Origin of the sequence: Streptomyces niveus (genome assembly GCF_001723055.1) — a bacterium.
In the GTDB taxonomy this organism is placed as follows: domain Bacteria; phylum Actinomycetota; class Actinomycetes; order Streptomycetales; family Streptomycetaceae; genus Streptomyces; species Streptomyces niveus.
In genome coordinates this window covers 27,358-48,647 of record NZ_MDCR01000178.1, presented here as the reverse complement: position 1 = coordinate 48,647, position 21,290 = coordinate 27,358, and the positions used below count along the sequence as shown (strand labels likewise).

At 71.9% G+C, this 21,290-nt stretch carries 21 protein-coding genes and 2 pseudogenes; 14 read left to right on the top strand and 9 right to left on the bottom strand.

Going from position 1 to position 21,290, the window contains the following annotated elements:
* Positions 1 to 50 precede the first annotated feature (50 nt).
* From paaE to paaA, 5 genes are read right to left on the bottom strand one after another with little or no spacing between them, the layout of a single operon-like run.
* Positions 51 to 1,106 carry a 1,2-phenylacetyl-CoA epoxidase subunit PaaE gene (gene paaE, locus BHU15_RS21290; protein WP_069628648.1) on the bottom strand — a complete coding sequence of 352 codons (1,056 nt, stop codon included), beginning with the start codon at positions 1,104 to 1,106 and terminating at the stop codon, positions 51 to 53.
* Positions 1,107 to 1,613, bottom strand: coding sequence for a 1,2-phenylacetyl-CoA epoxidase subunit PaaD (paaD, locus tag BHU15_RS21285; protein ID WP_069628647.1), 507 nt, complete (start codon positions 1,611 to 1,613; stop codon positions 1,107 to 1,109).
* Complete coding sequence (gene paaC / locus BHU15_RS21280) at positions 1,607 to 2,380, bottom strand: 1,2-phenylacetyl-CoA epoxidase subunit PaaC (protein ID WP_079128278.1); 774 nt, start codon at positions 2,378 to 2,380, stop codon at positions 1,607 to 1,609. The genes paaD and paaC overlap by 7 nt, the downstream gene beginning before the upstream one ends.
* A complete protein-coding gene (gene paaB / locus BHU15_RS21275; protein WP_069628646.1) occupies positions 2,377 to 2,667 on the bottom strand; it encodes a 1,2-phenylacetyl-CoA epoxidase subunit PaaB in 291 nt (96 codons plus the stop codon). The genes paaC and paaB overlap by 4 nt, the downstream gene beginning before the upstream one ends.
* Positions 2,664 to 3,680 carry a 1,2-phenylacetyl-CoA epoxidase subunit PaaA gene (gene paaA / locus BHU15_RS21270; protein WP_069628645.1) on the bottom strand — a complete coding sequence of 339 codons (1,017 nt, stop codon included), beginning with the start codon at positions 3,678 to 3,680 and terminating at the stop codon, positions 2,664 to 2,666. Before paaA ends, paaB begins: the two co-directional genes overlap by 4 nt.
* A 113-nt stretch (positions 3,681 to 3,793) precedes the next feature.
* Between paaA and BHU15_RS21265 the strand changes: the two genes are divergently transcribed.
* Genes BHU15_RS21265 through BHU15_RS21255 form a run of 3 tightly spaced genes read left to right on the top strand, consistent with a single transcriptional unit; the run spans position 3,794 to position 6,620 of the window.
* Positions 3,794 to 4,537: a DUF5819 family protein gene (locus tag BHU15_RS21265; protein WP_069628644.1), complete on the top strand. Its 744-nt coding sequence runs from the start codon at positions 3,794 to 3,796 to the stop codon at positions 4,535 to 4,537.
* On the top strand, positions 4,534 to 5,850 hold the full coding sequence (locus BHU15_RS21260) for an HTTM domain-containing protein (protein WP_069628643.1): 1,317 nt from the start codon (positions 4,534 to 4,536) through the stop codon (positions 5,848 to 5,850). The genes BHU15_RS21265 and BHU15_RS21260 overlap by 4 nt, the downstream gene beginning before the upstream one ends.
* Positions 5,851 to 5,867: 17 nt before the next feature.
* Positions 5,868 to 6,620, top strand: coding sequence for a TrmH family RNA methyltransferase (locus tag BHU15_RS21255; protein ID WP_069628660.1), 753 nt, complete (start codon positions 5,868 to 5,870; stop codon positions 6,618 to 6,620).
* 54 nt (positions 6,621 to 6,674) lie between these two features.
* On the opposite strand, the gene paaN is transcribed toward BHU15_RS21255, so the two are convergent.
* Positions 6,675 to 8,384, bottom strand: coding sequence for a phenylacetic acid degradation protein PaaN (gene paaN / locus BHU15_RS21250; protein ID WP_069628642.1), 1,710 nt, complete (start codon positions 8,382 to 8,384; stop codon positions 6,675 to 6,677).
* 280 nt (positions 8,385 to 8,664) lie between these two features.
* Between paaN and BHU15_RS21245 the strand changes: the two genes are divergently transcribed.
* Together BHU15_RS21245 and BHU15_RS21240 are read left to right on the top strand one after the other, a co-directional pair.
* Positions 8,665 to 10,194, top strand: coding sequence for a 3-hydroxyacyl-CoA dehydrogenase (locus tag BHU15_RS21245; RefSeq protein WP_069628659.1), 1,530 nt, complete (start codon positions 8,665 to 8,667; stop codon positions 10,192 to 10,194).
* Positions 10,191 to 10,787 carry a TetR/AcrR family transcriptional regulator gene (locus tag BHU15_RS21240; RefSeq protein ID WP_069628641.1) on the top strand — a complete coding sequence of 199 codons (597 nt, stop codon included), beginning with the start codon at positions 10,191 to 10,193 and terminating at the stop codon, positions 10,785 to 10,787. Before BHU15_RS21245 ends, BHU15_RS21240 begins: the two co-directional genes overlap by 4 nt.
* 33 nt (positions 10,788 to 10,820) lie before the next feature.
* Here BHU15_RS21240 and BHU15_RS21235 read toward each other — a convergent pair whose 3' ends face one another.
* Complete coding sequence (locus BHU15_RS21235) at positions 10,821 to 11,333, bottom strand: Lrp/AsnC family transcriptional regulator (RefSeq protein ID WP_247748427.1); 513 nt, start codon at positions 11,331 to 11,333, stop codon at positions 10,821 to 10,823.
* 175 nt (positions 11,334 to 11,508) lie between these two features.
* On the opposite strand from BHU15_RS21235, the gene pdhA reads away from it, so the two are divergent.
* The 9 genes and pseudogenes from pdhA (at position 11,509) to BHU15_RS40220 (ending at position 19,411) form a co-directional block, all read left to right on the top strand.
* A complete protein-coding gene (gene pdhA, locus BHU15_RS21230) occupies positions 11,509 to 12,687 on the top strand; it encodes a pyruvate dehydrogenase (acetyl-transferring) E1 component subunit alpha (RefSeq protein WP_079128277.1) in 1,179 nt (392 codons plus the stop codon).
* Positions 12,684 to 12,925: pseudogene (locus BHU15_RS41455) on the top strand (alpha-ketoacid dehydrogenase subunit beta); the annotation flags it as partial. The gene pdhA and the pseudogene BHU15_RS41455, both read left to right, overlap by 4 nt.
* A 2-nt stretch (positions 12,926 to 12,927) precedes the next feature.
* Positions 12,928 to 13,081 (top strand): annotated as a pseudogene (locus BHU15_RS42165) (hypothetical protein); the annotation flags it as partial.
* Entirely contained in the window at positions 13,064 to 13,552 is a 489-nt protein-coding gene (locus BHU15_RS21225; protein ID WP_368483211.1) for a transketolase C-terminal domain-containing protein, read from the top strand. The pseudogene BHU15_RS42165 and the gene BHU15_RS21225, both read left to right, overlap by 18 nt.
* Positions 13,552 to 14,880 carry a dihydrolipoamide acetyltransferase family protein gene (locus BHU15_RS21220; protein ID WP_069628638.1) on the top strand — a complete coding sequence of 443 codons (1,329 nt, stop codon included), beginning with the start codon at positions 13,552 to 13,554 and terminating at the stop codon, positions 14,878 to 14,880. The genes BHU15_RS21225 and BHU15_RS21220 overlap by 1 nt, the downstream gene beginning before the upstream one ends.
* Positions 14,881 to 14,994: 114 nt before the next feature.
* Positions 14,995 to 15,882 carry an NTP transferase domain-containing protein gene (locus tag BHU15_RS21215; protein WP_069628658.1) on the top strand — a complete coding sequence of 296 codons (888 nt, stop codon included), beginning with the start codon at positions 14,995 to 14,997 and terminating at the stop codon, positions 15,880 to 15,882.
* Positions 15,879 to 17,276 (top strand): molybdopterin molybdotransferase MoeA, encoded by a 1,398-nt coding sequence (locus BHU15_RS21210; RefSeq protein WP_069628637.1) that lies wholly within the window; start codon positions 15,879 to 15,881, stop codon positions 17,274 to 17,276. The genes BHU15_RS21215 and BHU15_RS21210 overlap by 4 nt, the downstream gene beginning before the upstream one ends.
* A 20-nt stretch (positions 17,277 to 17,296) precedes the next feature.
* Positions 17,297 to 18,355, top strand: a complete 1,059-nt coding sequence (locus BHU15_RS40225; RefSeq protein WP_245685980.1) for a potassium channel family protein — start codon at positions 17,297 to 17,299, stop codon at positions 18,353 to 18,355.
* Positions 18,356 to 18,424: 69 nt separating this feature from the next.
* Positions 18,425 to 19,411 (top strand): NAD(P)H-quinone oxidoreductase, encoded by a 987-nt coding sequence (locus tag BHU15_RS40220; RefSeq protein WP_069628636.1) that lies wholly within the window; start codon positions 18,425 to 18,427, stop codon positions 19,409 to 19,411.
* 56 nt (positions 19,412 to 19,467) lie between these two features.
* Here BHU15_RS40220 and BHU15_RS21195 read toward each other — a convergent pair whose 3' ends face one another.
* Together BHU15_RS21195 and BHU15_RS21190 are read right to left on the bottom strand one after the other, a co-directional pair.
* Positions 19,468 to 20,430: a phage baseplate protein gene (locus BHU15_RS21195; protein WP_069628635.1), complete on the bottom strand. Its 963-nt coding sequence runs from the start codon at positions 20,428 to 20,430 to the stop codon at positions 19,468 to 19,470.
* 187 nt (positions 20,431 to 20,617) lie between these two features.
* The gene (locus tag BHU15_RS21190) at positions 20,618 to 21,175 is read right to left on the bottom strand and encodes a bacterial proteasome activator family protein (RefSeq protein ID WP_031230637.1); all 558 of its coding nucleotides are present in this window, start codon (positions 21,173 to 21,175) and stop codon (positions 20,618 to 20,620) included.
* Between the last annotated feature and the right edge of the window lie 115 nt (positions 21,176 to 21,290).

Sequence of the window (21,290 nt, the reverse complement as noted above, 5' to 3'; positions counted from 1 at the left end):
GGGCCCGGCCGCCCAGGGGAGGCGGGCCCGGCGGCGCACGTGGGCCGTTGTCAGCGGTCGAAGTCCAGCTCGACCTCGGCGGTGGCCGGATGGGACTGGCAGGCCAGCACGTAACCCGCTTCCGTCTCCTCCGGCTCCAGGGCGAAGTTGCGGTCCATCCGCACCTCGCCCGAGACGAGGAAGGCCCGGCAGGTGCCGCAGACGCCGCCCTTGCACGCGTACGGCGCGTCCGCCCGGCTGCGCAGCACGGTCTCCAGCAGGGAGTCGCCTTCGCGGACGGGCCAGCTGCCGGATCGGCCGTCGAGCGTCGCGGTGAGCGTGCTTCCGGTGGCGGCGCCCGATGTTGCGGCGGGCGTGGCCGCGCCCAGCGCGCCGTCGTCGACGTGGAAGATCTCCTGGTGGATCACCTTGCGCCCGACGCCGAGACCGCGCAGCGCCCGCTCCGCGCCCTTGACCAGACCGAGCGGCCCGCACAGGAACCAGCCGTCGACACCGTCCACCGAGAGCAGCGCGGGCAGCAGCTGTGCCAGCCGCTCCTCGTCCAGCCGGCCCGAGGGCAGCCCGGCCTGCTGCTCCTCCCTGGACACCACCGTGACCAGCTGGAAGCGGTCCGGATAACGGTCCTTCAGGTCCGCGACCTCTTCGAGGAACATCGTCGAAGCCACCGTGCGGTCGCTGCGGATCAGACAGAACCGGGCGTCCGGCTCCCGTGCCAGGAGCGTCGAGGCGATCGACAGCACCGGGGTGATGCCGCTGCCGCCGACGATCGCGGCGAAGTGCCCGGCGCGCGGCGCGAGCAGGAAGCGGCCGGTGGGCTCCATGACCTCGACTGTGTCTCCCACGGTCAGTTCCTTCAGGGCGTACGTCGAGAACTCACCGCCCTCGACCAGCCGGATGCCCACCCGCAGCACCGGGCGCTCGCCGGCGGGCGCGCAGATCGAGTACGTACGACGGATCTCCTCGCCGTCCACGACGCGGCGCAGCGCGATGTGCTGGCCCGGTGTGTGCCGGAACGTCTCGTCGAGCTCGGGCGGCACGGCGAAGGTGACGGTCACCGAGTCGTCCGTGAGCCGCTCGACCTCGCTGACGCGGAGCGGATGGAACATCTACAACTCCTTGAAGTGGTCGAACGGTTCACGGCAGGCCGAGCAGCGGCGCAGCGCCTTGCAGGCGGTGGAGGAGAACCTGCTCAGCAGTTCGGTGTCCGTCGAGCCGCAGTGCGGGCAGCGGATGGCGAGGGTGAGCGGCACCGGTCCGTCCGTGCTGTGCGGGCGGGGCGGGGCGATGCCGAACTCGGCGAGTTTGCGTCGGCCTTCGGCGCTGATGTCGTCCGTCGACCAGGCGGGGGAGAGCACCGTGACGACGGAGACGTCCGGTATCCCGTTCTCGTGGAGCACGCGCTCGATGTCCGTGGACATCGTCTCGATCGCCGGGCAGCCGGTGTACGTCGGGGTCAGCTCGACCTCGACCCTGCCGGGTCCCGAGACATGGACGGCGCGCAGCACGCCCAGCTCCTCCAGCGTCACGACCGGCAGTTCGGGGTCGGGGACGGAGCCGGCGAGCGCGCGCAGTTCGCTCTCCAGCGCGGTCGGTCCGCCCGTGCCGGTCACCATGACGCCCCCGGGTGGCTGCGGTGCAGGTGCTGCATCTCGGCGAGCATCCGGCCGAACGACTCGGTGTGCAGACCCTGCCGTCCCGCGCCCGCCGTCCATGCCCCGGAGCGTGGCCCTTCGGGCACCGTCAGCGTCGCGCGCCGAAGCACGGCGGTGACGGAGGAGAGCCAACTCTCCGCCAGCTCCTGCCTGTCGACGCCGTCCAGCCCGTCACCGTCCCCGACGGGCTGGAACATCTCGCCGGTGAACCGCCACAGCGCCGTACAGGCCCGCTCCATCCGCTCATGGCTCTCGGCGGTGCCGTCACCGAGGCGCAGCGTCCACTGCTCGGCGTGGTCCTGGTGGTAGTCGACCTCCTTCACGGCCTTGGCGGCGAGGGCGGCGAAGGGGCCGTCCCCGGTGGCCAACCGGCCGTAGAGCAGCCGCTGGTAGGTGGAGAAGTAGAGCTGGCGGGCGATCGTGTGGGCGAAGTCGCCGTTCGGCTGCTCGACCAGCTGGAGATTGCGGAAGGCGCGCTCCTCGCGCAGATAGGCCAGCTCGTCCTCGTCCCCCACCAGGGTGTAGAGGATCCGGGCCTGGCCCAGCAGGTCCAGCGCGATGTTGGCGAGGGCCACGTCCTCCTCCAGCTCCGGCGCGTGGCCCGCCCACTCCCCCAGCCGGTGCGACAGGATCAGCGCGTCGTCGGCGAGCGCGAGGGCCGCGGTCGCGGTCTCGGCGCCGAGACCGGCGCCGGTACCGGGGTCCGTGTCCGTCGGGGTGCTGTTCACAGGTGGCGCACCCCTTCCGGGATCTCGTAGAACGTCGGGTGCCGGTACGGTTTGTCGCCGGCCGGCTCGAAGAACGAGTCCTTCTCGTCCGGTGAGGACGCCGTGACCGAGGCGGAGGGGACCACCCAGATCGACACGCCCTCGCTGCGCCGGGTGTAGAGATCGCGCGCGTTGCGCAGGGCCATCTCCGCGTCCGGGGCGTGCAGGCTTCCCGCGTGCGTGTGCGACAGACCACGGCGGGACCGCACGAACACCTCCCACAGAGGCCACTGGGTCGAACCGCTCATGCCGTCACCTCTCCCGCGGCGTCGCTGCCGCCGCCACTGTCATCGCCGCTGTGCTTCGCCGCGTACGCCGTCGCCGCCTCGCGCACCCAGGCACCTTCCTCGTGCGCACGGCGACGCTGGCTGATCCGCGCTTCGTTGCAGGGCCCGTTGCCCTTCAGGACCTCCCGGAACTCGTTCCAGTCGATCGCCCCGAAGTCGTGCTGTCCCCGCTCCTCGTTCCACTTCAGGTCCGGGTCGGGGAGTGTCAGGCCGAGTGCCTCGGCCTGGGGGACGCAGATGTCGACGAACCGCTGCCGCAGTTCGTCGTTGGAGTGGCGCTTGATCTTCCAGATCATCGACTGCGCGGAGTGCGCCGACTCGTCGTCCGGCGGGCCGAACATCATCAGCGACGGCCACCACCAGCGGTTCACCGCGTCCTGCGCCATCTCGTGCTGCGCGGGGGTCCCCTGGCTGAGGGCGAGCAGGGACTCGTACCCCTGGCGCTGGTGGAACGACTCCTCCTTGCAGATGCGGACCATCGCGCGGGCGTACGGTCCGTAGGAGCAGCGGCAGAGCGGCACCTGGTTCGTGATCGCCGCGCCGTCCACCAGCCAGCCGATGGCGCCGACGTCCGCCCAGGTCAGCGTCGGATAGTTGAAGATCGACGAATACTTCTGGCGGCCGGCGTGGAGCTTGTCGAGCAGCTCGTCCCGGCTCGTGCCCAGCGTCTCCGCCGCGCTGTACAGATACAGCCCGTGTCCCGCCTCGTCCTGCACCTTGGCCATCAGGATCGCCTTGCGCCGCAGGGAGGGCGCGCGGGTGATCCAGTTCGCCTCCGGCTGCATGCCGATGATTTCCGAGTGCGCGTGCTGGGCCATCTGGCGGACGAGCGATGCGCGGTAGGCCTCCGGCATCCAGTCGCGGGGCTCGATGCGCTCGTCGGCGGCCACGGCGGTGTCGAACGCCGCCTCCCTCGCCGCTGCCGTCGTCTCCATCGTTGCCTCCACAGCCGTCCCCGCGGTCACTGCCGTCATCCGGGCCCCCTACCGACCGATCGTTCGGTTCATGGACTTCAATGGTCGGTCGGCGGCCCGTAGGGTGTCAACCCTGTGGATAACCGACTGTGGAAAGACGGGGATCGGGGCGGATGGATTCGTACGACGACAAGGGTGAGAATCCGGCGCCACCACCGGGTCGACCACCGAGTCCACCACCCGGCCCCTCGCGGGGGATAGCGGGGCTCTCCTTTCCGTACCAGGTGGTCGCCGCGCTCGCCCTCGCGGTGGTCGCACTGGTCGCCGTCGTCCATGTGGCCATGGTGTTCCTGCACGTCGCGCCCGACAACACGGTCTCCAAGAGGTACGGCGAGCAGGTGGGCGACTGGGTCTTCCCGGAGTTCGAGCAGAACTGGAAGCTCTTCGCGCCCAACCCCCTCCAGCAGAACGTCGCCGTCGAGGTCCGCGCCGAGATCAGCAAGGCGGACGGATCGCGCCACACGACCGGCTGGATCAATCTGAGCGCCGAGGACGGCGCGGCGATCCGCGGCAACCCCCTCCCCAGCCATGTCGACCAGAACGAGCTGCGCCGGGGCTGGGATTTCTACGTCAACTCGCACGACGACAAGGCCCGCCCCAACGGTCTGCGCGGGCAGCTCTCCGAGAGCTACATACGCCGGATAGCGATGCTGCGTCTGGAGTCGCACGATCTCGGCGGCCCCGTCGACCGTTTCCAGCTCAGGTCCGCCACCCGGCTCGTCGAGGCGCCGCCCTGGAGCGAGGAGAAGACCAACACGAAGCCCGCCTACCGGGTCTTCCCCTGGTGGACCGTGACGCCCGACGACCTGTCCGAAGGCGTACGGAACCACGGCGGCGGTACGGAGGCCAGCGGATGAGCCACGTCGCCGGCCCCGTCGGCCCCGCCCGCCCCGACCACGAGTCCCCCCTCGGCCGCAAGGCCGCGCTCGCCCTCCAGCACGTCACGGCCCGGGCCCTCGGCCCGCACCAGAGCGCCGTCGTCCGGATCGGCTTCGCCGCCGCCTGGCTCCTGTTCCTGCTGCGCGAACTGCCGAACCGCCGTGAGCTGTACGGACCCGGCAGCCCGTGGAGCTGGGACCTCGCGCAGCAGCTGATAGCGGGCAACGGCGCGTTCACCACACTCATGTGGTCCGACAGCGGCTTCTGGTTCGAGATCGTGTACGCCGTCGCCGTCCTGTCCAGCGCGCTGCTGATGCTCGGCTGGCGCACCCGCACCATGTCCGTGCTCTTCATGGTGGGCGTTCTGTCCCTCCAGAACCGCAGCATCTTCATGGGAGACGGCGGCGACAACGTCATCCACCTGATGGCGATCTACCTGGTGCTCACCCGCTGCGGCCAGGTCTGGTCGCTCGACGCACGCCGGGAGGCCCGCGCCGCGCGCGTCGTGGCGTCCGGCGGGAAGGCGCCGGTGGACCGGGTCGGACCGGTCCTGTGGGCCGTGCTCGGCGTGGGCCTGCTCGGCACCCTGCTGGACTCGCCCGGCGGCGAGTGGTGGGTGACGACGCTGCTGTGGACGCTGTGGCTCTCCCAGGGGCTGTGGTGGGCGGTGAACCGTTACGCGCCGAGGAGTGAGCCGCGCGCGCTGCTCGATGTCATCGCGAACCTCGCGCACAACGGCGCACTCGTCGTGATCATGGTCGAGGTCTGTCTGATCTACGCCACGGCGGGCTGGTACAAGGTCCAGGGCTCGCGCTGGCAGGACGGCACCGCGCTGTACTACCCGCTGCACCTGGACTACTTCGCCCCCTGGCCCGCCCTGTCCGACATCCTGGCGTCCAGCGGTGTGATCGTGCTGCTGCTGACGTACGGCACGGTCATCGTGCAGGTCGCGTTCCCGTTCACGGTCTTCAACCGGCGGATCAAGAACGTCCTGCTGGTGGCGATGATCCTGGAGCACGCGGGGATCGCCGTCCTGCTCGGGCTGCCGTTCTTCTCGCTGGCGATGATCGCCGCCGACGCCGTCTTCCTGCCGACCGCCTTCCTGCTCTGGGTCGGCGCCACGGCGACGCGCGGACGGCAGCGGCTGACGGCGCGCTCGGCGTACGAGGACGCCGGCGACGCGGGCGCGGGCGCGGCCAAGGGCGAGCACGGGGACGGCGACGGCGGTGGTGGCACCGTGCCGGACCAGCGCCGGAAGGACGCCGGCGCGGACACCCCGCTCGTCCGGTGACGGCCTACGGTGGGGCGATGAACGACCTCGATCCCACGAGCGCCCTGCGGCTGTGGCACGAGAGCGCCCCCGGCGCCGTGGTGCTCGACGGCTTCCACGCGCTGAAGCACGCGCTGCGGTTCGGGGCGGACGTACGGCTCGCCGTCACCAGTGACAAGGAGTCCGTGCTCGCCCTCGCGGCCGAACTCGCCGACGATCTGACCGACACCCTGCGGCGGTCGGTGGTCGAGGTGCCGGCCGACGAGCTGCGGGATCTGGTGCCGAAGGTGCATCCGACGCGGGTGGTGGCCCTGGCGGTCAGGCGCGGGCGTACGGAGAACCTGGCCGCGCTGGCGGCGGCGCCCCGGCGCTCGCCGGTCGTCGTGCTCGACAATCCGCGCAACCTCGGGAACGTCGGGGCGGTGGTGCGGCTCGCGGCCGGCTTCGGGGCGACGGGCGTGGTGACCACCGGGGATCTCGATCCCTGGCATCCGAACGTCGTCCGCGCGGGCGCCGGGCTGCACTTCGCGACCGCCGTGGAGCGGCTGTCCCCCGACGCGTTCCCCCCGGGGCCGCTGTACGCCCTGGATCCGGCCGGCGAGGACATCCGGACGGTGACCCTGCCCGACGACGCGCTGCTCGCCTTCGGCTCCGAGCGGCACGGGCTCTCCGTCGAACTGCGGGAGCGGGCCGACACGTTGCTGGCGCTGCCGATGCGGCCCCAGGTCTCCAGCTACAACCTCGCCACCAGTGTGGCCATGACCCTGTTCCACTGGGGCGGGCCCAACTGACCTGCGCCCGGTCGCCGTTGCACGGCGGCCGGGCCCTAGGGCCTGTTGCGGGGCTCACGCCTGGCGGCGGACCTCCACCGTACGGAAGCGGTTGGCCACGAACGCCGCGTCGCACAGCGCCGCGTTCGCCGCCGGGTTGCCGCCGGAGCCGTGGAAGTCGGAGAAGGCCGCCGTCTGGTTCACATAGACGCCGCCCGTCAGATTCAGCGACAGCTGGGCCAGCTCCTCCAGACAGACGTCCTCGACGGCGCGCTCGGTCTCCGGCGACGTCGTGTACGCCCCGACGGTCATCGCGCCCTTGTCGCGCACCGTACGGCGCAGCAGCTCCAGCCCTTCCTCGGTCGAGTCCACGGCGACCGCGAAGGAGACCGGGCCGAAGCACTCGGCGAGATACGGGGCCTCGGCGCCGGATCCCCCCTCCGCCGCGTCCCACTGCTTGCGCGAGCCGTCGGCCTTGACGATCACCGGGGTGCGGACCACCGCGTCGGGGAAGTCCGCGTTGACGATCTCGCGCGAGGGAAGCGCGACGTCGCCCAGCGAGTCGGCGGCGTCCAGCCGTCCCTTCACCTCCGGGTTGACCAGCGCGCCGAGCAGGCCGTTCGCACGGGCGTCGTCGCCCAGCAGGCCGCTCACCGAGGCCGCCAGATCGGCGACCACCTCGTCGTACGACTTCGGGCCCGCGTCCGTCGTGATGCCGTCGCGCGGGATCAGGAGATTCTGCGGGGTCGTGCACATCTGGCCGCTGTAGAGCGAGAGCGAGAAGGCCAGATTGGCGAGCATGCCCTTGTAGTCGTCGGTGGAGTCCACCAGGACCGTGTTGACGCCGGCCTTTTCCGTGTAGACCTGCGCCTGGCGGGCGTTGGTCTCCAGCCAGTCGCCGAAGGCGGTGGACCCGGTGTAGTCGATGATCTTGATCTCGGGCCGTACGGCCAGGGTCTTCGCGATGCCCTCGCCGGGGCGCTCGGCGGCCAGCGCGACCAGATTCGGGTCGAAGCCGGTCTCGGCGAGGACCTCGCGCGCCACCTGCACCGTGAGGGCGAGCGGCAGCACCGCGCGCGGGTGCGGCTTGACGAGGACCGGATTGCCGGTGGCCAGCGAGGCGAACAGGCCCGGATAGCCGTTCCACGTCGGGAAGGTGTTGCAGCCGATCAGCAGCGAGATGCCGCGCGGCGCCGCGGTGAAGGACTTCCGCAGCTCCAGCGGGTCCCGCTTGCCCTGCGGCTTGGACCAGTCGGCGTCGTCGGGCGTGCCGGTCTGCTCCCGGTACGCGTACGCCACCGCCTCCAGGCCGCGGTCCTGGGCGTGCGGTCCGCCCGCCTGGAACGCCATCATGAACGCCTGCCCGCTGGTGTGCATCACGGCGTGGGCGAACTCGTGGGTGCGGGCGCTGACGCGGGCCAGGATCTCCAGGCTGACCAGCGCGCGTGTCTCCGGTCCCGCGGCGCGCCAGGCGCTCATGCCCGCGCGCATGGCGGGCAGCAGGACGTCGATGTCGGCGTGCGGATACTCGACGCCGAGCTCCGGCCCGTACGGCGAGACCTCGCCGCCCGTCCAGCCGTCGGTGCCCGGCTGGTCCAGGTCGACACGGGTGCCGCGCAGGGCCTTGAACGCGGCCAGTCCGTCGGCCGGCGCGCTCTCGCCGTACGCCTTCGGGTGCTCGGGGTGCGGCGACCAGTAGGCACGCGTGCGAATCGCGTCGAGGGCCTGGTCGAGCGTGGGCCGGTGCTTCTCGGTGAGCTGCTGGGTGCTGAGCTGGGCGGCCATGACTGACCAACTCCTCTTCGAGCTGGGCGGGACAGGGGACATGAGCGACAGGGGGACACGGGCAACAGACAGAGTTAGAGTAACCGAACGATCGGTCGGGACAAGGGGGGCTGTGGAAAACCCACGCTTTCCGGCCGCCTCCCCGGCCGTCCTCCCCGCCGACAGGGCCGTCGGCGCGGACCGTGTCGTTCCGGTCAGTTCCGGCTGATCGCCGCCGGGGACCGGCCGCCTTGGGGAGGTCCCGTACCGCGGCGCACGCCCATACAGGAGGATCGTGTTCATGACTGCAATCGAGCGCTCTCGGGTCGTCGCGGTGGTCGGCACCGGCACGATGGGGCAGGGGATCGCCCAGGTGGCCCTTGTCGCCGGCCATCCCGTGCGCCTGTACGACGCCCTGCCAGGCCGCGCCCAGCAGGCGGCGGAGGCCGTCGGAGCCAGGCTGGACCGGCTGACGGAGAAGGGGCGGCTGGACGCGGCGGACCGCGACGGCGCCAAGGCCCGGCTCCTGCCCGCCGCGGAACTGTCCGACCTCGCCGACGCCGCGCTCGTCGTCGAAGCCGTCCTGGAACAACTGACGGTCAAACAGGAGCTGTTCGCGGCGCTGGAGGACATCGTCGGCGACGACTGTCTGCTCGCCACCAACACCTCCTCCCTCTCCGTCACGGCCGTCGCCGGCGCCCTGCGCCTCCCCGGCCGCTTCGTCGGGCTGCACTTCTTCAACCCCGCGCCCCTCCTGCCGCTGGTCGAGGTCGTCAGCGGCCACGCGACGGACGAGGCGAGCGCCACGCGCGCGTGGGCGACGGCGGCGGCGTGGGGCAAGACCCCGGTGCGCTGCGCCGACACCCCCGGCTTCGTCGTGAACCGCGTCGCCCGCCCCTACTACGCCGAGGCGCTGCGCCTGCACGAGGAGCGGGCCGCCGACCCCGCGACCGTCGACGCCGTCCTGCGCGAGTGCGGCGGCTTCCGGATGGGCCCCTTCGAGTTGACCGACCTCATCGGCCAGGACGTCAACGAGGCGGTCACCCGCTCGGTCTGGGAGTCCTTCTTCCAGGACGCGAGGTTCACGCCCTCCCTCGCCCAGCGGCGCCTCGTGGAGTCGGGCCGGCTCGGCCGCAAGTCGGGCCGGGGCTGGTTCGGTTACGAGGACGGCGCCCCCGCCCCCGTACCGGACACCGCGCCGCCCGCCGACCCGCCGTCGTCCGTCGTCGTCCACGGCGGGCTGGCCGTGGCCGCGGCGCTGCCCGGGCTGATCGAGGAGGCCGGGATCGACGTCATACGTAAGGAGGACGCCGATCCGGGCCGTCCCGGGTGGCTCGAACTGCCCTGCGGCACCCGGCTGTTCCTCACGGACGGCCGGGCGGCGGACAACTCCCGGCCGCCGCTGATCCACTTCGACCTCGCGCTCGACTACCGCACCGCGACCCGGATAGCCCTGGCGCCGTCCGCGTCGGTGGCCGAGGAGTCGGTCCGCTCGGCCACCGGTCTCTTCCAGGCGCTCGGCAAGCAGGTCAGCGTGATCGCCGACGTCCCCGGCATGATCGTGGCCCGTACGGTCGCCATGCTCGTCGACTTCGCTCTCGACGCCGAGGCACGCGGCGTCGCGTCCGCGCAGGACATCGACACCGCGATGCGGCTCGGCGTGAACTACCCGCGCGGGCCGCTCGACTGGGGCGCCGAACTGGGGGCCGGGCGGACGTTGCGTCTGCTGGAGCGGCTGCACGAGGAGTATCCGACCGGCCGGTACGCCGCCTCACAGGCGCTGCGCCGCCGCGCCGCCGCCGAGGCCGCGTCGGAAGGAGCGGGCTCATGACGACCGCCAAGCGCGACACGTACACCCCCGAGACCCTGCTGACCGTCGCCGTCGGCGTCTTCAACGAGCGCGGCTACGACGGCACGTCCATGGAGCATCTGTCGAAGGCCGCCGGGATCTCCAAGTCCTCGATCTACCACCATGTGGCGGGCAAGGAGGAACTGCTGCGGCGCGCGGTCAGCCGCGCCATCGACGGCCTCTTCGGGATCCTCGACGAGCCGGGCGCCGGACGCGGCAGGGCCATCGAGCAGGTCGAGTACGTGACGCGCCGCACCGTCGAGGTCCTGATGGCGGAGCTGCCCTACGTCACCCTGCTGCTGCGGGTGCGGGGCAACACCAAGACCGAGCGCTGGGCCATGGAGCGGCGGCGCGAGTTCGACCAGCGGGTCGCCGATCTGCTGAAGGCCGCGGCGACCGACGGCGACCTCCGGGCGGACATGGACATCCGGCTGGCGACGCGGCTGCTCTTCGGCATGATCAACTCGCTGGTGGAGTGGTACCGGCCGCAGGCGGCCGGCGGCTACGACAGCGACCAGGTGGCCGAGGCGGTCGTACGGATGGCCTTCGACGGGCTGCGTACCGAATCCTCGTAGCGCTCACCCTCCGGCCCCGGCCCGGCGCCCGTCTCAGGGCGCGGGCGGGGCCTTCGGGTCGAGGTCGGTCTCCTCGAAGACCAGCAGGGTGCGGGTGGACAGCACCTCGGGGATCGACTGGAGCCTGGTCAGGACCAGCTCCCGCAGCGTCCGGTTGTCCGGCGCGTGGACGAGCAGCAGCACGTCGAAATCGCCGCTGACCAGCGCGATGTGCGTGGCGCCCGGCAGTTCCTGGAGCTGTTCGCGCACGGTCCGCCAGGAGTTCTGCACGATCTTGAGCGTGATGTAGGCGGAGGCTCCCTGACCTGCGCGTTCGTGGTTGATCCTGGCGCCGAACCCCCGGATCACGCGGTCCTCGATGAGCCGGTTGATCCGGGCGTACGCGTTGGCGCGCGAGACATGGACGCGCTCGGCCACGGACCGTATCGAGGCCCGGCCGTCCGTCTGGAGGATCCGCAGGATGTCGCGGTCGATCGCGTCCAGCGGCCGGGGCGGGGGCTCCTGCCCGGTCCGCTCCCAGTCCTCGGCCATTTGTTCAGCCGTCATGTCCCCCACCTCTCCACTCTTGGACGTCCTGTGCCCATCTCAGGCTGTGCAGAACCGTTTGTCCACAGGCTGAAGGCGCCAGTAGCCAAATTGGCGCGACAACCGAACAATCGGTAGGTGAGGCGCACCACATTCCCGCGCCGCCCATGCCCCGCTCCCCGAGGAGGTGCACGCGTTGAAGAAGAGCAGCACGACGGTCCAGGAGCCCCCGGGTGCCGTCGTCCACCGGTCCACCCCGCCCCCGCCGTGGCAGCCCCGCACGGACCCCGCCCCGTTGCTCCCCGACCGCGAGCCGTACCGCGTACTGGGTACGGAAGCCGCGGCGGACGCCGACCCCGAGCTGCTGCTGCGGCTGTACGCGGAGCTGGTCCGCGGCCGTCGGTTCAACGCGCAGGCCACCGCCCTCACCAAGCAGGGCCGACTGGCCGTCTACCCGTCGAGCACCGGTCAGGAGGCCTGCGAGGTCGCCGCGGCCCTGGTGCTCCAGGAGCAGGACTGGCTCTTCCCCAGCTACCGCGACACCCTCGCCGTCGTGGCGCGCGGCCTCGACCCCGTCCAGGCGCTCACGCTGCTGCGCGGCGACTGGCACACGGGGTACGACCCGCGCGAGCACCGCATCGCGCCCCTCTCGACGCCCCTGGCCACGCAGCTGCCGCACGCCGTAGGGCTGGCGCACGCCGCGCGCCTGAAGGGTGACGACGTGGTCGCGCTCGCCCTGGTCGGCGACGGCGGCACCAGCGAGGGCGACTTCCACGAGGCGCTGAACTTCGCCGCCGTATGGCAGGCGCCCGTCGTCTTCCTCGTGCAGAACAACGGCTTCGCCATCTCCGTCCCGCTCGCCAAGCAGACCGCGGCGCCGTCACTGGCGCACAAGGCCGTCGGCTACGGGATGCCGGGACGGCTCGTCGACGGGAACGACGCGCCGGCGGTGCACTCGGTGCTCTCCGAGGCCGTACGGCGGGCCAGGAGTGGCGGTGGCCCCACGCTCATCGAGGCCGTGACCTACCGCATCGAGGCTCATACGAACGCGGACGACGCGACGCGTTACCGAGGCGACGGCGAGGTCGAGGCGTGGCGCGCCCACGACCCGGTCCGCCTCCTGGAGCACGAGCTGACGGAGCGCGGGCTGCTCGACCAGGACGGGATCAGGAAGGCCGCCGACGACGCCGACGCGATGGCCGCCCGTCTGCGCGAGGGAATGAACGCCGATCCGGAGCTGGACCCCATGGACCTCTTCGCGCACGTCTACGCGGAGCAGACCTCGCAACTGCGCGAGCAGGCGGCCCAGTTGCGGGCCGAGCTGGACGCGGCCCAGACGCACGACGACGCACCGGGACAGGGTGACGCGCGATGACCACCGTGGCCTCCAGGGCAGCCGGGACCGCGAAGGCGGCGAAGCCGGCCACCATGGCGCAGGCGTTGCGGCGCGCGATGCGTGACGCGATGGCCGAGGACCCGACCGTGCACATCCTCGGTGAGGACGTCGGGGCGCTCGGCGGGGTCTTCCGGGTCACCGACGGACTCGCCGCCGAGTTCGGCGAGGACCGCTGTACGGACACACCGCTGGCCGAGGCGGGCATCCTCGGTACGGCNNGATCGGCGGCGTCGAGCACCACAGCGACTCCTCCGAGGCGTACTACATGGCGACGCCGGGCCTCCATGTCGTCACCCCCGCGACGGTCGACGACGCGTACGGGCTGCTGCGGGCGGCCATCGCCTCCGACGACCCGGTGGTCTTCCTGGAGCCCAAGCGGCTGTACTGGTCGAAGGCGCAGTGGTCACCCGACGCGCCGGCCACGGTGGAGCCGATCGGCCGCGCCGTCGTGCGGCGTACGGGACCGAGCGCCACGCTGGTCACCTACGGCCCCTCCCTGACCGTGTGTCTGGAGGCGGCGGAGGCGGCGCGCGCGGAGGGCTGGGACCTGGAAGTGGTGGACCTGCGCTCGCTGGTGCCCTTCGACGACGAGACGGTCATGGCGTCCGTACGGCGCACGGGCCGCGCGGTGGTCGTCCACGAGTCCAACGGCTTCGGCGGGCCCGGCGGGGAGATCGCCGCCCGGATCGGCGAGCGGTGCTTCCACCACCTGGAGGCGCCGGTGCTGCGGGTCGCCGGATTCGACATCCCGTATCCGCCCCCGATGCTGGAACAGCACCATCTGCCGGGTGTGGACCGGGTCCTCGACGCGGTCGCGCGGCTTCAGTGGGAGGCGGACAGCTGATGGCCCAGGTGCTCGAATTCAAGCTGCCGGATCTCGGTGAGGGGCTGACCGAGGCGGAGATCGTCCGCTGGCTGGTGGCGGTCGGCGACGTCGTCGCGATCGACCAGCCCGTCGTCGAGGTCGAGACGGCCAAGGCGATGGTGGAGGTGCCGTGCCCCTACGGGGGCGTGGTCACCGCGCGGTACGGCGAGGAGGGCACGGAACTGCCCGTCGGCGCACCGCTGTTGACGGTGGCCGTCGGCGCGTCGGAGCCGGCACCGGAGGCGGAGTCGGCGCCGGCCGCCGACGGCGGACCGGGCGAGACGTCGGGGAACGTGCTGGTCGGCTACGGCACGGGCGCGCCGGCCGCCAGGCGGCGCCGGGTCCGCCCCGCGACGGCGGTCGTCACGGCTCCGGTCGAGGCTCCCGTCGCGGTTGCCGAGGCCGTACCGGACCGTGCCGGGCCCGTGCCGGTCATCTCGCCCCTCGTACGGAGGCTGGCCCGGCAGAACGGGCTCGACCTGCGGGCGCTGGACGGATCCGGGCGGGACGGGCTGATCCTGCGGTGCGACGTCGAGCTGGCCATCGAGCGCATGGAGCAGGCCGTACAGGCACCGGCCGCACCCGCGCCCACGACCGCGCCCGCCGCGACCGGGGCCGTCACCGAGCGCGTACCGCTGCGCGGTGTACGCGGCGCCGTCGCCGACAAGCTCAGCCGCAGCCGGCGCGAGATCCCGGAGGCGACCTGCTGGGTCGACGCGGACGCGACGGAGCTGATGGCGGCCAGGACCGCTGCCAACGCGGCGGGTGGCCCGAAGATCTCCCTCATCGCCCTGCTGGCGCGGATCTGCACAGCCGCCCTCGCCCGGTTCCCGGAGCTCAACTCCACGGTGGACACGGACGCCAGGGAGATCGTCCGCCTGCGCGACGTCCATCTCGGGTTCGCCGCCCAGACCGAGCGCGGGCTGGTCGTCCCCGTCGTACGGGACGCGCAGGACCGCTCGGCGGAGTCGCTGAGCGCGGAGTTCGCCCGGCTGACGGAGGCGGGACGGACGGGGACGCTGACCCCCGGCGATCTGACCGGCGGGACGTTCACGCTGAACAACTACGGCGTGTTCGGCGTCGACGGCTCCACGCCGATCATCAACCACCCCGAGGCCGCGATGCTGGGCATCGGCCGCATCGTCGCCAAGCCGTGGGTGCACGACGGCGAGCTGGCGATACGCCAGGTCGTGCAGCTCTCGCTCACGTTCGACCACCGGGTATGTGACGGGGGCACGGCGGGCGGCTTCCTCCGGTATGTGGCGGACTGCGTGGAACAACCGGCGGTCCTGCTGCGGACGTTGTAGGCGGGAGGAGGGTGCCGGGCCGCCGCCCCGGCCCCGCCCGGCACCCTCCAACATCACGGTCGTACATCGCATACGTTCCGACGCGCGATCGCGGACCATACTTCAGTCATGACCATGAGCGCCCATGACGCCATCGTGCTCGCCGGAGGTGCCGCCAAGCGGCTCGGCGGGGTGGACAAGCCCGCCGTCAGCGTCGGTGGCCGGGCCCTGCTCGACCGGGTGCTCGCCGCGTGCGGCGGGGCCGGGCGGACCGTGGTCGTCGGGGGCCGGCGCGCCACCGTGCGGCCCGTGCACTGGGCACGCGAGGAGCCGCCCGGCGGAGGGCCGGTCGCCGCGCTCGACGCGGGCGTGCGGCACGTCCAGGCGGACACCGTGCTCGTGCTGTCGGCCGATCTGCCGTTCCTGACACGGGAGACGACGGGCAGGCTCCTGGACGTACTCGCGGCGGACGCCGAACGCGAGGGCGCGCTGCTCACCGACCCCGACGGCCGGGACCAGCCGCTGGTCGCCGCGTACCGCACGGAACCGCTGCGCCGTGAGATCGCCCTCCTCGCCACCGAGTACGGCAGCCTCGCCGGGCTGCCGCTACGGCTGCTGACGCATGAACTCGACCTCGCCCGCGTCGCCGCGGACGCCGACCCGCTCGCGTCCTTCGACTGCGACACCTGGGAAGACGTCTCCACGGCGCGGGCACGCATCAGGGAGCATGGGACCGTGCTGGACGAATGGATCACCGCAGTCAAGGACGAACTCGGCTTCGAGCTCGACGTCGACATCACCGTCCTCCTCGATCTCGCCCGCGACGCCGCGCACGGTGTCGCACGGCCCGCAGCCCCGTTGACGACCTTCCTGGTCGGGTACGCGGCGGGCCGTGCCGCGGCCGGGGGCGGCGGCCCCGAGGCGGTGGCCGAGGCGTCCCGCAAGGCCACGGCGCTCGCGCTGCGCTGGGCCGACGAGGCGGCCGGGGACGACGGCAGGGCCAAGGGGGCCGACGCCGGATGACGGCTCAGGACCGCGAGGTCGACGACTCCGACGGGGTCGACGACGTACTGGCGCTGTTCGCCAGGCAGCCCACGGCCACCCCCGCCGACGCACGGGCCACAGGCGCGTCCACAGCCGGAGCCGGGCCGGCGCCCGACGCCGGCCGGCGCCGCGCCCGCGCCTCGTCGTGGGCCGACGCCCGTACCGTCGCCGCCCGCTCCGGCCGTGGCGCCCCCACCGCCTCCGCCCGCCGCGTCCCGCTCGACCAGGCCCTGGGACACGTCCTCGCCGAGCCCCTGGCCGCGCTCACCGACCTGCCCTCCTTCGACACCTCCGCGATGGACGGCTGGGCGGTGTCCGGACCCGGCCCCTGGAAGGCGGAGCCGGAGCAGCCCGCCCGGGGCGCGGGAGGCATACTCGCCGGGCACGCCCCCGCCGCCCCGCTCCCCGACGGCACCGCGGTCCGCATCGCCACCGGCGCCCGCGTCCCGCCCGACACCACCGCCGTCATCCGCAGCGAGCACGCCCGCACCGACACCACCGGCCATCTCCACGCCGAACGCCCCGTGGTCCACGGCCAGGACATCCGCCCACGCGCCCAGGAGTGCCGCTCCGGCGACCAACTCCTGCCCACGGGAGCCGTGGTGACCCCGGCCGTCCTCGGCCTGGCAGCCGCCGCCGGTTACGACGAACTGCTCACCGCCCGCCGCCCGACCGTCGACGTCCTGGTCCTCGGTGACGAACTGCTCGTCCGCGGACTGCCCCACGACGGCCTCATCCGCGACGCGCTCGGCCCGATGATCGCGCCCTGGCTGCGCGCGCTCGGCGCCGATGTGATCGACACCCGGCGGGTCGCCGACGACGCGCACGCGCTGTACCGGGCGGTCACCGAGTCCGACGCCGATCTGGTCCTCACCACGGGCGGTACGGCCGCGGGCCCCGTCGACCACGTCCACCCCGTGCTCGCCCGCGCCGGCGCCGAACTGCTCGTGGACGGTGTCGCCGTACGCCCCGGCCACCCCATGCTGCTGGCCCGGCTCGCCTCCGGCCGCCATTTGGTCGGCCTGCCGGGCAATCCGCTCGCCGCCGTGTCCGGCCTGCTGACGCTCGCCGAGCCGCTGCTGCGGACGCTCGGGGGCCGGGCGAGCCGTCCCGCGTACCGCGCACCCGTACAGGACGAGGTCCACGGCCACCCGTACGACACCCGTCTCGTCCCCTTCGTCCACCGCGACGGCAGGCTCGTGCCGCTGCGCTACAACGGTCCCGCCATGCTGCGCGGGATCGCGGTCGCGGACGGGCTGGCGGTCGTACCGCCCGGCGGCGCGCGGCCCGGGGACGCGCTGGACGTGCTCGACCTGCCGTGGGCCGTCCGGGCCGACGCCACCGCCTCTCTCGACGACGGGTGTTTCACGTGAAACTTCCCGGCCACGACGCGATGGCGCGTCATGCCGACGAACATCTGGTCACCGGCCGGGTGAAGCTGCCGCGCCGGATCGTGGACCGGCCGCTGCGGCAGGTCAGCAAGCGACTGCTGATGGCGCTGGGGGTGCTGGCCACCACGGTCTTCATCGTCTGGATCGACCGCACCGGCTACCACGACAACGCCGACGACTCGGTCGACTTCCTCGACTCGGTCTACTACGCCACCGTCACGCTCTCCACGACGGGTTACGGCGATATCGTCCCGTACAGCGACGCGGCCCGGCTCATCAACGTCGTGCTGGTCACGCCGCTGCGCGTGCTCTTTCTGATCATCCTGGTCGGCACCACTCTTGAGGTCCTCACCGAGCGCACCCGGGAGGAGTGGCGGCTGAACCGCTGGAGGTCCAACTTGCGTGACCACACTGTCATCGTCGGCTTCGGTACCAAGGGCCGGTCGGCGATGCAGACGCTCTGTGCCACCGGGCTCAAGAAGGACCAGATCGTCATCGTCGACCCGAGCGCCAAGGTGATCGAGGCGGCCAACGCGGACGGCTTCGTGGGTGTCATCGGCGACGCGACCCGCAGCGATGTGCTGCTGCGGGCCGAACTCCAGCGGGCACGGCAGATCGTGATCGCCACTCAGCGCGACGACACGGCGGTGCTGGTCGCGCTGACCGCGCGCCAGCTCAACCGGGGGGCGAAGATCGTCGCCGCCGTGCGTGAGGAGGAGAACGCGCCGCTGCTGCGCCAGTCCGGCGCGGACGCCGTGATCACCAGCGCCAGCGCGGCGGGCCGGCTGCTCGGCCTCTCCGTGCTCAGCCCCGTCGCGGGCACGGTGATGGAGGACCTGATCCAGCAGGGCAGCGGCCTCGACCTCATCGAACGGCCGGTGATAAAGGCCGAGGTGGGGCGGAGCGTACGGGAGACGGACGACCTGGTGGTCAGTGTCCTGCGCGGGCACCGGCTGCTGGGGTACGACGACCCGGCCGCCAGCCCGCTCCAGCTCACCGACCGCCTGATCACGATCGTGCGGGCGGACCCGCCCAACCCCGAGCAGAGCAGGACCGATTGAGAACGAGAGGCCGGCTGGACCGGGGCCGGGACCGGTATCGCGGACACGACCGGGGGTAGCCTCCCGACCATGTATGCGATCACGATTCCGGAACCCGGTGGCCCCGAGGCGCTCGTCTGGGACGACGTGCCCGATCCCGTACCCGCCGAGGGAGAAGTCCTCGTCGACGTCGTGGCGAGCGCGGTCAACCGTGCCGATCTGCTGCAACGCCAGGGCTTCTACAACCCACCGCCCGGCGCGTCCCCGTACCCCGGTCTGGAGTGCGCGGGCCGCGTCGTCGCGCTCGGACCCGGTACCGAGGGCTCGGGATGGTCGGTCGGCGACGAGGTGTGCGCCCTGCTCTCGGGCGGTGGTTACGCGGAGAAGGTCGCCGTTCCCGTGGGCCAGTTGCTCCCCGTACCGGACGGCGTGGACCTGGTCACGGCCGCCGGGCTGCCCGAAGTGACCTGCACCGTCTGGTCGAACGTCTTCATGATCGCCCATCTGCGGCCCGGCGAGACGCTGTTGGCGCACGGCGGGGCGAGCGGGATCGGCACCATGGCGATCCAGCTCGCGAAGTCGGTCGGCGCGCGGGTCGCCGTCACGGCGGGCGGGCCCGAGAAGCTGGCGCGGTGTGCCGAGCTGGGCGCGGACATCCTGATCGACTACCGCGAGCAGGACTTCGTCGACGAGCTGAAGAAGGCCACGGACGGGGCGGGCGCCGACGTCATCCTCGACATCGTCGGCGCGAAGTATCTCGACCGGAACGTGAAGGCCCTGGCCGTCAACGGGCGGCTCGCCGTGATCGGTATGCAGGGCGGGGTGAAGGGCGAACTCAACCTCGGCGCCCTCCTGGTCAAGCGCGCCGCGATCACCGCGACCTCGCTGCGGGGGCGTCCGCTCGGCGAGAAGGCGTCGATCGTCGCCGCCGTACGGGAGCATGTCTGGCCGCTGATCGGCGCCGGGCAGGTGCGGCCCATCGTGGACCGTACGTTCCCGATGTCGGACGCCGCGCAGGCGCACCGGGCGCTGGAGGCGGGCGACCACATCGGCAAGATCCTGCTGACGCGCGCGTAGAGACGGACCGGTCGGTCCTCGCGGGCCCACGAGGACCGACCGGACACGATCACCGTCTAGCCGGTGAGCTGGCTCTTGTAGAAGACGCTCGCCTCGAACTGGTCGGGGCTCGTGGCCACCTTGGCGGAGAAGCCGAACGCGAGTCGCGGACCGCTCGACGTGCGCCAGATCGCCATTCCCTGGGGTTCGCGGCCGGGCAGCGAGTTCCCGGCCGTCGTCCGGTACACCTCCTCCACCGAACCGCCCACGTTGTTCATGTCGAGGCGGACCAGATACGACGGCTTGGCCGGGTCCGTGGGCTTGGCGGGCGGGCCGCCGTAGCTCAGGTAGGCGTACTGGCCGTACGAGGTCACGCCCTGGAAGTGGTCGGAGTCGCTGAGACCCAGCTGGGCGTTGGTCGGCAGCGCCCGGATGGCGAGGGCGGGGGTGGAGTTGCTGATGCCGTTCCTGAGGACGGCGGAGAGGTCGAACAGCGCGAGGCGCCAGGGGTTCTGCGTCCCCATGTACCGGATGAGCAGCCGGTTCGTGTACGGGTCGATCGACGGTCTCGGGCAGTCCAGGAAGTCGGCGAGACCGATCGGGAACTCCCGTACCCGGCCCTGGTGGTTGTGGTAGTCGATGAGGCCGTCGTCGACGTACTTGAAGCGGGCGATCTTGTGGCTGTTGGGCTTGGTGTCGGGCTTCAGGCTCTGCCAGTCACCCGCGATCCACACGTAGGGCGCTCCGGGCGTGTCCGGCTCGATCCCCATCGACGAGCCGTGGTCGAACGAGTGGAGCGCCATGGCTCCCAGCACGTTGCCCGACAGGTCGGTGCGGGTCATCCAGAGGTCGCCGGTGTCGCTCCCGGGCTTGGTCTGCACGAAGTAGATGTGCCCGTGGACATGGTCGTACGCGAAGGACTGCATGGCCCAGTAGGGCTGGTGGAGTTTCCGTCGCAGGACGGGATCACCGCCGGGCCCGTCGAACACGAACCGCTGGGACGTGGGGACGTCGGCGTTCGCCGGTGGGGCGGAGAGCAAGGAAAAGCCGCCGCTCGCGGCGGCGGCGACTATCCCTGTGCCTGTTCTGAGGAGCGTGCGACGGCTTACGGAATTCGCTTCTCCGCTTTGTCTGAGTTCGCTCAACTGGGTCACCTTGTCGGGTAGTTCGGCTGCTTTGGCGGATCTTGATCAACCTAGCAACCGGACCCCTGGGGTGACGGAGACTTCAGAGATACGGGCCGGACCGGATCGCGCCGTGCCCGCCCGGGTCCTCGCCGTCCTCGTCCTCGTGCGGCGACGCACCCGGCGGCAGCGCCCTGCGCATCTGCTCCAACTGCGCCCGTGCCGCCATCTGCTGGGCGAACAGCGCCGTCTGGATCCCGTGGAAGAGACCCTCCAGCCAGCCCACCAACTGTGCCTGCGCGATACGCAGTTCGGCCTCCGAGGGAATGGCCTCGTCGGTGAAGGGAAGCGAGAGGCGCTCCAGCTCGTCGACGAGTTCGGGGGCGAGCCCGTCCTCGAGCTCCTTCACCGAACCGGCGTGGATCTCCTTGAGCCGTACCCTGCTCGCCTCGTCCAGAGGAGCCGCTCGCACTTCTTCGAGCAGCTGCTTGATCATGCTGCCGATGCGCATGACCTTCGCCGGCTGCTCGACCATCTCCGTCACCGGGATCTCGCGCGGCTCGTCGTCCCCGTGGCCGCCGCCGAGCGCCATCCCGTCCTGTCCCACCACGAGAACGTGGGGGTTGCTCTCCTGCGACCGTTCGTTCCTCGGCATTTCCATATGTTCATTGTCGCGCACCCGGGTGCCGGCGCGCGGTGGGGCCCGTGGGAGCGCGAATCGCTCTCCCACGGGCCCCGTTCCCCCGTTGTCCCCCGTCTTGTCCCCCGTCGGATTC

Bases quoted from the DNA above. Each gene is read 5' to 3' on its own strand.
- paaE (WP_069628648.1), bottom strand. From the start codon at position 1,106: ATGTTCCATCCGCTCCGCGTCAGCGAGGTCGAGCGGCTCACGGACGAC.
- paaD (WP_069628647.1), bottom strand. From the start codon at position 1,613: ATGGTGACCGGCACGGGCGGACCGACCGCGCTGGAGAGCGAACTGCGC.
- paaB (WP_069628646.1), bottom strand. From the start codon at position 2,667: ATGAGCGGTTCGACCCAGTGGCCTCTGTGGGAGGTGTTCGTGCGGTCC.
- paaA (WP_069628645.1), bottom strand. From the start codon at position 3,680: ATGACGGCAGTGACCGCGGGGACGGCTGTGGAGGCAACGATGGAGACG.
- BHU15_RS21265 (WP_069628644.1), top strand. From the start codon at position 3,794: ATGGATTCGTACGACGACAAGGGTGAGAATCCGGCGCCACCACCGGGT.
- BHU15_RS21260 (WP_069628643.1), top strand. From the start codon at position 4,534: ATGAGCCACGTCGCCGGCCCCGTCGGCCCCGCCCGCCCCGACCACGAG.
- BHU15_RS21255 (WP_069628660.1), top strand. From the start codon at position 5,868: ATGAACGACCTCGATCCCACGAGCGCCCTGCGGCTGTGGCACGAGAGC.
- paaN (WP_069628642.1), bottom strand. From the start codon at position 8,384: ATGGCCGCCCAGCTCAGCACCCAGCAGCTCACCGAGAAGCACCGGCCC.
- BHU15_RS21245 (WP_069628659.1), top strand. From the start codon at position 8,665: ATGACTGCAATCGAGCGCTCTCGGGTCGTCGCGGTGGTCGGCACCGGC.
- BHU15_RS21240 (WP_069628641.1), top strand. From the start codon at position 10,191: ATGACGACCGCCAAGCGCGACACGTACACCCCCGAGACCCTGCTGACC.
- BHU15_RS21235 (WP_247748427.1), bottom strand. From the start codon at position 11,333: ATGACGGCTGAACAAATGGCCGAGGACTGGGAGCGGACCGGGCAGGAG.
- BHU15_RS21220 (WP_069628638.1), top strand. From the start codon at position 13,552: ATGGCCCAGGTGCTCGAATTCAAGCTGCCGGATCTCGGTGAGGGGCTG.
- BHU15_RS21215 (WP_069628658.1), top strand. From the start codon at position 14,995: ATGAGCGCCCATGACGCCATCGTGCTCGCCGGAGGTGCCGCCAAGCGG.
- BHU15_RS21210 (WP_069628637.1), top strand. From the start codon at position 15,879: ATGACGGCTCAGGACCGCGAGGTCGACGACTCCGACGGGGTCGACGAC.
- BHU15_RS40225 (WP_245685980.1), top strand. From the start codon at position 17,297: ATGGCGCGTCATGCCGACGAACATCTGGTCACCGGCCGGGTGAAGCTG.
- BHU15_RS40220 (WP_069628636.1), top strand. From the start codon at position 18,425: ATGTATGCGATCACGATTCCGGAACCCGGTGGCCCCGAGGCGCTCGTC.
- BHU15_RS21190 (WP_031230637.1), bottom strand. From the start codon at position 21,175: ATGGAAATGCCGAGGAACGAACGGTCGCAGGAGAGCAACCCCCACGTT.